This window comes from Allostella sp. (assembly GCF_041913585.1).
Classification (GTDB): Bacteria; Pseudomonadota; Alphaproteobacteria; order ATCC43930; family Allostellaceae; genus Allostella.
In genome coordinates, this window is the sequence record NZ_JAYSFE010000013.1 from 45,133 (window position 1) to 53,771 (window position 8,639).

Consider the following 8,639-nt stretch of genomic DNA (forward strand, 5'->3'; position numbering starts at 1 on the left):
ACGGGGGGGGGAGCCGCGGTGCCGGAAGCCAGCTTCATCTTCGGCCAGTTCGTCGGCGGCCTGACCGCCAGCATGTTCCTCTTCGTCACCGCGGTCGGCCTGTCGCTGATCTTCGGCGTCCTGCGCGTCCTCAACTTCGCGCACGGCTCGCTCTACATGCTGGGCGCCTATCTCGCCTGGCAGATCATGAACTGGCTGGGGCCGGGCCCGGAGCATTTCTGGCTGGCGGCACTCGGGGCCGCGATGGTCGTCGCGGTGGTCGGCGCCGTCATCGAGCGCTGCCTCTTCCGGCGGCTCTACGACCGGGAGGAGCTCTACCAGCTCCTCTTCACCTATGCGCTGGTGCTGGTGATCGCCGACATCGTCAAGATCCTCTGGGGCACGCAGCAGCTCTCGGTGTCGCGCCCCGCCAGCCTCGCCGGCGGCACGACGATCTTCGGCACGCTGGTGCCGCACTACAATCTCTTCATCATCCTGCTCGGGCCGGCGATCGCGCTGGCCCTGTGGCTGCTGCTGCACCGCTCGGCCGCCGGCCGGATCATCCGCGCGGCGGTGCTCGACCGCGAGATGCTGGGTGCGCTCGGCGCCAATGTCGGGCGCATCTACACCGGCATGTTCGCGGTCGGCGCCTTCCTCGCCGGCCTCGGCGGCGCGCTCGTGACCCCGGTCAAGACGATCGTGCCGGGGATGGACGTCGAGGTCATCGTCGAGGTCTTCATCATCGTCGTCATCGGCGGGCTCGGCTCGCTCTGGGGCACCTTCCTCGGCGCCGTCATCTTCGGCCAGGTGCTGTCCTTCGGCATTCTCCTGATGCCGCGCTTCTCGATCTTCTCGGTCTTCGCGCTGATGGCGATCGTACTCATCGTGCGGCCGTGGGGCCTGCTCGGACGGCGGCTCGCGCGATGAGGCGCATTCCGTGGACGCTGGTGGTCTTCGCGGTCGCGTTCTGCGTGCCCTGGCTCGGCTCGCGCTTCTACACCTTCATCGCCACCGACGTCGCGATCCTGGCGCTCTTCGCGCTCAGCCTCAACCTGCTGCTCGGCTATACGGGCCTCGTTTCCTTCGGGCACGCCGCCTATTTCGGCATCGGCGCCTACACCTCGGCGATCATGATGAAGTCGCTGGGCCTGCCCTTCTGGCTCGCCTGGCCGGCGGCGGGGCTGGCGGGCGGCCTCTTCGCACTCGTCTTCGGCTTCTTCTGCGTCCGCCTGACCAAGATCTACTTCGCCATGCTGACGCTGGCCTTCGCCCAGATCGTCTGGGCGGTGTGCTTCAAGTGGAACGACGTCACCGGCGGCGAGCAGGGGATGCCGAACGTGCCCTATCCGGCGCTCGACTGGATCGGCGCCATCCCGGGTCTCGACGGGTTCCGGGTCGGCGACCGCTTCTACTTCCTGACCGTGACCCTGGTCGCGCTCGCGGTGGCGGTGCTGCGGCGCATCGTCCAGTCCCCCTTCGGCCGCATCCTGACGCTGATCCGGGAGAATCCCGAGCGGGCGGAGTTCATCGGCGTCGACGTCCGGCGCTACCAGCTCGCGGCCTTCGCCATCGCCGGGGTCTTCGCCGGCCTCGCCGGCTCGCTCTTCGGCATCTTCAACCGCGGGGTCTTTCCCGACTTCGCCTATTGGACCAAGTCGGCCGAGGTCCTCATCATGACCATCCTCGGGGGCATGGGGCACTTCTGGGGGCCGGCGGTCGGGGCGGCGGCGCTCACCATCCTCAACCTGCAGATCACCGCCTACACCCAATACTGGCCGCTCATCCTGGGGGGCATCCTGATCCTGCTGCTGTTCGCCTTCCCGGGGGGGCTGGTCGGCACGACCGTCGACATCGCCCGCCGGCTGCGCACGAGGGGCCGCGATGCTGGACGTCCGTGACCTCACGAAGTCGTTCGCCGGATTCCTCGCCGTCGCCGACGTCACCTTCTCGCTGCTGCCGCGCTCGGTGACGGCGATCATCGGGCCCAACGGTGCCGGCAAGTCGACGCTGTTCAACCTCATCACCGGCCACATCGTGCCGTCCGGCGGCCAGGTCTTCCACAAGGGGACCGACATCACCGCCTTCTCCCCGCACCGCATCTGCCGCCGCGGCATCGGCCGGTCCTTCCAGCACACCAACATCTTTCCCGGCCTGACGGTGTTCGAGAGCATCCAGGCCGCCTTCATCGCCCACCACGGCCGCGGCCGCGACTTCTGGGGGCGGGCCGAACGGCTGCACCGGGACGAGACCCTGGCGCTGCTGGCGCGGCTCGGGCTCGCCGACAAGGCGGACGCGGTGGCCGGCGCCCTGTCGCACGGCAACCAGAAGCAGATCGAACTCGGCATCGCGCTGGCGAGCGATCCCGACATCCTGCTCCTCGACGAGCCGACCGCCGGCATGTCGGCGGCGGAGACGCGCGAGACGATCCGCCTGCTCCAGAGCATCGCCGGCGAACGCGGCCTGACGCTGCTCTTCACCGAGCACGACATGGAGGTGGTGTTCGGCATCGCCGAGCGCATCGGCGTCCTCCACCAGGGCCGCCTGATCGCGCTCGGGACGCCGGACGAGATCCGCGCCGATGCCGACGTGCGGCGCGTCTACCTCGGCGGCCACTGATGGCGGCGCTCCTGGAAGTCCGCGACCTGCACACGGCCTACGGCCTGTCGCAGGTGCTGTTCGGGGTGTCGCTGGAGATCGCGGCCGGCGAATGCGTCTGCCTGCTCGGACGCAACGGCGTCGGCAAGTCGACGACGATGCGGTCGATCATGGGCCTGACGCGGCCACGACGCGGCGAGGTGCTGTGGAAGGGGGGCAGCATCGTCGGCTGGCCGCCCTTCCGGGTGGCGCGCGCCGGCATCGGCTTCGTCCCGGAGGATCGGCGCGTCTTCGCCGACCTCAGCGTGTGGGAGAATCTCGACGTCGCCCGCCGGGTCGCCGAGCGCCCGGGCGAGTGGACGCCGGAGGCGGTCTTCGAGCTCTTCCCGCCGCTCCGGGCGATCGCCCGCCGCCGTGCGGGATTCCTTTCCGGCGGCGAGCAGCAGATGCTCACCATCGGGCGCACGCTGATGGGCAACCCGGAACTGCTGCTGCTCGACGAGCCCTCCGAAGGCCTGGCGCCGCTCGTCGTCGAGCACCTGCTGCAGCAGGTGACCGCCCTCAAGGACCGCGGCCTCACCATCCTGCTGGCCGAGCAGGGGGTCGCCTTCTCGCTGCAGCTCGCCGACCGCGTCTATGTGCTGGAGAAGGGGACGGTCCGCTTCTCCGGCCCGTCGGCGGCGCTGCGCGACGACGAGGACCTGCGCAACCGCCTGCTCACCCTCTGAGCCGCCCGCCGTCGACCAACCCCAGGGAGGGACCCCATGCCGTTCGTCAACATCCGCATCGTCGAGGGCCATTCGGCCGCCCGCAAGGACGAGATCGCACGCCGCGTCGCCGCCACGATCTCGGAGGTCGCCGAAGTCCCGAAGGAGGCGGTGTGGGTCGTCTTCGAGGACGTGAAGGCGGAGGAATGGTATGTCGGGCCGGACTCGGTCGCGGTCCTGCGCGCACGGGCCAAGTGACGATGTCGATCGAGATCCGCGACCCGCGCATGACGGCGGTGGTCGGCGCCGCCGTCCGCTTCGAGAAGATCGCCGGCGACTGCCTGTTCACCGAGGGGCCGCTGTGGCATCCGGGCGGGCGCTATCTGCTCTTCAGCGACATGCCGGGGGATCATCTGCGGCGCTGGAGCGAGGCGGAGGGGGTGACCACCTTCCGCAGGCCCTGCAACAAGTCGAACGGCCTCGCCTGGGACCGGGAGGGCCGCCTCGTCGTCTGCGAGCACGCCACCAGCCGCGTCACCCGCACCGAGCGCGACGGCACGATCACGGTGCTCGCCAGCCACTATGACGGCCGCGAACTGAACAGCCCCAACGACCTCGTGGTGAAACGCGACGGCGCGGTCTATTTCAGCGACCCGACCTACGGCCGGGCCGAATATTACGGCGTGCCGCGGCCGACCGAGCTCGATTTCCGCGGCGTCTACCGGATCGGCCCGGCTGGCGGGATCACCCTGCTGGCCGACGATTTCGGCCAGCCCAACGGCCTCTGCTTCTCCGCCGACGAGCGCCGGCTCTTCGTCAACGACACCGAGCGGCAGCATATCCGCGTCTTCGACGTCCGGCCCGACGGCACGCTCGAGGGCGGCGCCGTCTGGGCCGCGACGACCGGCGAGGGCGCGGGTGCCCCCGACGGCATGAAGATCGATTCCGCCGGCAATCTCTATTGCTGCGGTCCGGGCGGCATCCATGTCTTCGCGCCGGACGGCACCTGCCTCGGCGTCGTCCGGGTGCCGGAATACGCGGCCAACTTCTGCTGGGGCGATCCGGACTGGAAGAGCCTCTTCGTCACCGCCGCGACTTCGGTCTACCGCATCCGCGTCCAGGTTCCGGGAACGCCGCAATACCCGGGGTGAGCCCCCCAGGAGGTCGAGCGGTCCTGGTCGAGGGGCGACGGGGCGTCCCGTCGCGTGCGGTCAATCGCCGTGCGCCGGCAGGGTCACCCGCACGGTGGTGCCGCGGCCGGGCTCGCTGGTGATCGAGAGCGCACCGCCATGGAGGGCGGCCAGGCGGGCGGCGATCGGCAGGCCGAGGCCGGTGCCGCCGCCGTCCCTGCCGACCTGGCCGAACGGCTCCAGCGCCTTGGCGATGCCGGCCTCGTCCATGCCGATGCCGTCGTCGACCACCTCGATGTCGACGCAGCCGTCCTCGGCGGTCGCGGCATGCAGCACGACATGGCCGCCGGCCGGCGTGAACTTCACCGCGTTCGACAGCAGGTTGATGAGGATCTGGCGCAGCGCCAGTTCGTCGGCATGGACGACGAGGCCGGGCACGGCGCGGGTCGAGAGGATGACGCCCTTCTGGAGCGCCTGCGGGCTGACGAGGCGCATGCAGGCCTCGCCGACATGCACCCACTCGAGGCGTCGGATCGTCAATTCGCGGCGCCCGGCCTCGATCTTGGAGAGGTCGAGGACGCCGTTGACGATCTCGGCCAGCAGCAGGCCGCTCTCGTGGATGTGCTCGACATACTTGCGGTAGCGCGGGTTCCCGATCGGTCCCCAGGTCTCCGAGCGCATCATCTCGGAGAAGCCGATCATGGCGTTGAGCGGCGTGCGCAGGTCGTGGCTGGCGGCGGCGACCAGCATCGACTTGGCGCGGCTCGCCGCTTCCGCCTCGCGCAGTTCGCTGACCAGCGAGACGATGGTGAGGACGGTGAGCGCGAGCAGGACGATGAGGACGCCGACGAGCTGGAGCGGATTGCCGATGCCGGGCCCCTGGAAGGGTCCGAATCCGGCGACGGTGGCGCCGGCGGCGACGATCGCCACCAGCGACACCAGCGAGTAGGCGGCGCGCAGCGAGATGCGCAGCGCCACCCAGGAGAGCGGGATCACCAGGAGGAACGGCAGGCCCCAGGGGATCGCGCCCGGCAGCGGCAGCGTGGCGAAGAGGGCGATCGCGCCGACGGCGACGGCGATCCAGATCGCCAGATTGCGCCCGAACGGTCGCGGCCCGTCGTCGGCCGCCTCGTGCTCGATGCCGAGCAGCAGCAGCAGTGCCGGGGCGAAGCAGAGCGTGCCGCCGCTGTCGCACAGCCACCACTGCACCCAGGTCGAATAGATCTGGCTGGGGCCGAAATCGTTCGCCATGGCGAGCGCCAGCGTGCCCGTCGATGCCGTGATGGCCGGATGCAGCACGACGTTGCAGAGGATGAAGGCGACGACGCCGGAGAAGCGCGTGAAGGTGCCGCGGATCGGCCGGAAGCGCGCGAGCAGCGCGGCGCCGGCCACCGGGCCCAGCGCGTTGCCGAGGGAAATCACCAGCGTCGCGGGGACGGAGGCCGAGAAGACGAAGAAATTGACGATGAACGAGCCGAGGAAGATCCCCGGCGCGAGCCGGACCCCGCCCAGGGTCGCCGCCACCACCGCGACGCTCGCGGGGAGCCAGATCGGCGCCGGGAAGAGGCCGTAGACGGCGAAGAACTGGCTGACGGCAAGACCGAGCACGCAGTAGCCCGCGGCCGCCAGGAGGTTGGCGCCGAGCCAATGTGCCGGCCCGAAACCGGCCTGCGCGGTGCGGCCGCCGCGCCGGGCCGGGGAGGGCGGCGGGAGCACGGCAGTATCCGCCGATGCGGACAGACTCATGCGCGTCGTGGTCCTCATGCGGGCGATCGGACGGCCCCCTACCGGACCGTCCGTCGCGCCCGCATATATTAGGGGAGTTTGCCCCGACCCCAAAGCTGTCTGCGACGACGCGTCCCGTGCTAGTGACTGGCCCCCGATGATGAAACGATGGACCCGCGCCGCCGGCGACCGGTTGAAGCGCCGGCGCGGCACCATGGCGACGCCGTGGCAGCGGGCGCTCGCACGCTTCGAACTGCTGTTCATGGACCATGCGGTGTTCCGCCACATCAAGCTGAACCTGCACCCGGTCTCGCCGCGGATGTGGCGCTCGGCGCAGCCGTCGCCCGGCCATCTCGCCCGGATCGCCGCGCTCGGGGTCAAGACGGTCATCAACCTGCGTGGCGCCCGCGACTGCGCCGCCTATCTCCTGGAGCAGGAAGCCTGCCGGCGCCTTGGCATGACGCTGGTGGACTTCCCGCTGACGTCGCGCGAGCCGCCGTCGCCCGAGCGCGTCGCGGCCTTCGATCGCATGCTCCGCGAGATCGAGTACCCGGCGCTGATGCACTGCAAGTCGGGCGCCGACCGCGCCGGCATCGGCGCCGCCCTCTACCTGATGCTGCAGGAGGGGCGGCCGCTCGCCGAGGCCCAGGCCCAGCTCCACTGGAAGTTCGGCCATCTCCGGCATTCGCGGACCGGGGTCCTCGACTTCATGCTCGAACGCTACGGTCAGGTTCTCCGGCGGGAGGGGGTCGGCTTCCGCGACTGGGTCCGCCGCGGCTACGACCCGCTCGCCTTGCGCGCCGAGTTCCAGGCCGGGCGGTTCAGCAGCGCCCTCGTCGACCGCATCCTACGTCGCGAGTGAGGGGGCCGCCGCCTCGTCCTGGAACTGCATCCGGCTGAGGCGGGCATAGACGCCGTCCATCGCCATCAGGTCCGTGTGCGTGCCCTGCTCGACGATGCGGCCGCGATCCATGACGCAGATCAGGTCGGCGCGGCGGACGGTCGCCAGCCGATGCGCGATCACCAGCGTCGTCCGGCCCGCCGACAGCCGGTCGAGCGCCGCCTGCACCAGGGTCTCGGACTCCGCGTCGAGCGCGCTCGTCGCCTCGTCGAGCAAGAGGATGGGAGCGTCGCGCAGGATCGCGCGGGCCAGCGCGATGCGCTGGCGCTCGCCGCCGGAGAGGCGGGCGCCGCGCTCGCCGACCCGGGTGTCGTAGCCCTGCGGCAGCCGCGCCACGAAGTCGTGGGCGGCCGCCGCGCGGGCGGCGGCCTCAATCGCCGGGTCGTCCGCCTGCGGCCGGCCGAAGGCGATGTTGGCCCGGATCGTGTCGTCGAAGAGGATGGCGTCCTGGCTGACCAGGGTGATCGCGCCGCGCAGGCTGGCGAGCGTGACGCTGCGCACGTCCTGGCCGTCGATCGCGACCGACCCGGAGGCGACGTCGAAGAGCCGGGGGATGAGGTTGAAGACGGTCGACTTGCCGGCGCCGCTGCGCCCGACGAGGGCGACCGTGCGGCCCGCCGGAACGGCGAGGTCGACGCCGTCCAGCGCCGCCGCCCCGGGCCCGTAGGCGAAGCGGACGCCGGCGAACTCGATCCGCCCGCCCGACACCGCGAGCGGGCGGGCGTCCGGCCGGTCGACGACGGCGGGGGGCTGGTCGAGCATGGCGTAGATCCGCTCCAGCGCCGCCATCCCCTCCTGGACGACGCTGTTCAGCGTGCCGACCGCGCGCACCGGCTGGGCCGCCATCAGCAGCGCGGTGACGAAGCCCGTGAAGGTCCCGACGGTGCCGCCGCCCGTCACCATGCGCCAGCCGGCAAACGCGATGACGCCGCCGACCGCGATCCCGCCCAGCACCTCCAGGATCGGGTCGAGGCGGGCGCGGTTCCGGGTCGCGCGCATGTAGAGCTCGTAGAGGCGGTCGAAGGCGCCGTCGGCGCGGCGGCGCTCGTAGGCCTCGAGCCCGTAGGTCTTGACCATGCGGGCGCCGGCGAGGCTCTCGCCGAGCAGGGTGGTGATCTCGCCCAGATGCTCCTGGGTCACCTTGGAGACGCGGCGCAGGCGCTTGCCGATGCCGACGATCGGCATGGCGGCGATCGGGTAAATCACGAACACCACCAGCGACAGCATCCAGTCGAGATAGAGCATCGCCGCGACCAGGGCGGCGATGGTCAGCACGTCCCGCACCAGGTTGTTGAGGGCGCGCTGCAGGGCGGTCCGCACCAGCGCCACGTCGTTGACGAAGCGCGAGACGTGGCTGCCGGCGGGAACTGCCGTCACCTGACCGAAATCGGCGCCGAGCAGGTGGCCGAACATGCGCTTCTGCAGGTCGGCGGCCGTGCGCTGGACCAGCTTCTCGGTCAGCACGTTCTGGCCGTAGGTGGCGATGCCCTTCGCCACCGTCACGGCGACGGCGAGCAGCGGCACCACCCAGATGACCCGCGGATCGCGGGCGGTGAAGAGGTCGAAGGTCCAGTCGATGACGAGCGGGTAGAGGCCGGTGAC

Annotated in this window: 9 protein-coding genes; 7 read left to right on the forward strand and 2 right to left on the reverse strand. The window is 70.9% G+C overall.

What is annotated here, in order from left to right; genetic code table 11:
* Nucleotides 1-18 precede the first annotated feature (18 nt).
* The 6 genes from ACE3Q3_RS04355 to ACE3Q3_RS04380 are packed head-to-tail and all read left to right on the forward strand — an operon-like array spanning nucleotide 19 to nucleotide 4,432.
* Nucleotides 19-906 (forward strand): branched-chain amino acid ABC transporter permease, encoded by an 888-nt coding sequence (locus tag ACE3Q3_RS04355; RefSeq protein ID WP_374442416.1) that lies wholly within the window; start codon nucleotides 19-21, stop codon nucleotides 904-906.
* Nucleotides 903-1,877, forward strand: a complete 975-nt coding sequence (locus ACE3Q3_RS04360; protein WP_374442418.1) for a branched-chain amino acid ABC transporter permease — start codon at nucleotides 903-905, stop codon at nucleotides 1,875-1,877. Before ACE3Q3_RS04355 ends, ACE3Q3_RS04360 begins: the two co-directional genes overlap by 4 nt.
* The gene (locus tag ACE3Q3_RS04365) at nucleotides 1,861-2,595 is read left to right on the forward strand and encodes an ABC transporter ATP-binding protein (protein WP_374442421.1); all 735 of its coding nucleotides are present in this window, start codon (nucleotides 1,861-1,863) and stop codon (nucleotides 2,593-2,595) included. The genes ACE3Q3_RS04360 and ACE3Q3_RS04365 overlap by 17 nt, the downstream gene beginning before the upstream one ends.
* Nucleotides 2,595-3,302 carry an ABC transporter ATP-binding protein gene (locus ACE3Q3_RS04370; protein WP_374442424.1) on the forward strand — a complete coding sequence of 236 codons (708 nt, stop codon included), beginning with the start codon at nucleotides 2,595-2,597 and terminating at the stop codon, nucleotides 3,300-3,302. Before ACE3Q3_RS04365 ends, ACE3Q3_RS04370 begins: the two co-directional genes overlap by 1 nt.
* A 36-nt stretch (nucleotides 3,303-3,338) precedes the next feature.
* The gene (locus ACE3Q3_RS04375; protein ID WP_374442426.1) at nucleotides 3,339-3,539 is read left to right on the forward strand and encodes a 4-oxalocrotonate tautomerase family protein; all 201 of its coding nucleotides are present in this window, start codon (nucleotides 3,339-3,341) and stop codon (nucleotides 3,537-3,539) included.
* Between the two features lie 2 nt (nucleotides 3,540-3,541).
* Nucleotides 3,542-4,432 (forward strand): SMP-30/gluconolactonase/LRE family protein, encoded by an 891-nt coding sequence (locus tag ACE3Q3_RS04380; RefSeq protein WP_374442438.1) that lies wholly within the window; start codon nucleotides 3,542-3,544, stop codon nucleotides 4,430-4,432.
* 60 nt (nucleotides 4,433-4,492) lie between these two features.
* On the opposite strand, the gene ACE3Q3_RS04385 is transcribed toward ACE3Q3_RS04380, so the two are convergent.
* Nucleotides 4,493-6,127, reverse strand: a complete 1,635-nt coding sequence (locus ACE3Q3_RS04385) for an ATP-binding protein (protein ID WP_374442428.1) — start codon at nucleotides 6,125-6,127, stop codon at nucleotides 4,493-4,495.
* Nucleotides 6,128-6,293: 166 nt separating this feature from the next.
* Between ACE3Q3_RS04385 and ACE3Q3_RS04390 the strand changes: the two genes are divergently transcribed.
* Nucleotides 6,294-6,998, forward strand: a complete 705-nt coding sequence (locus ACE3Q3_RS04390; protein ID WP_374442430.1) for a tyrosine-protein phosphatase — start codon at nucleotides 6,294-6,296, stop codon at nucleotides 6,996-6,998.
* Here the strand turns inward: ACE3Q3_RS04390 and ACE3Q3_RS04395 are convergent.
* The coding region (locus tag ACE3Q3_RS04395; RefSeq protein WP_374442434.1) for an ABC transporter ATP-binding protein at nucleotides 6,984-8,639 on the reverse strand (1,656 nt) is incomplete at its 5' end. The two genes, ACE3Q3_RS04390 and ACE3Q3_RS04395, sit on opposite strands and share 15 nt — an antisense overlap.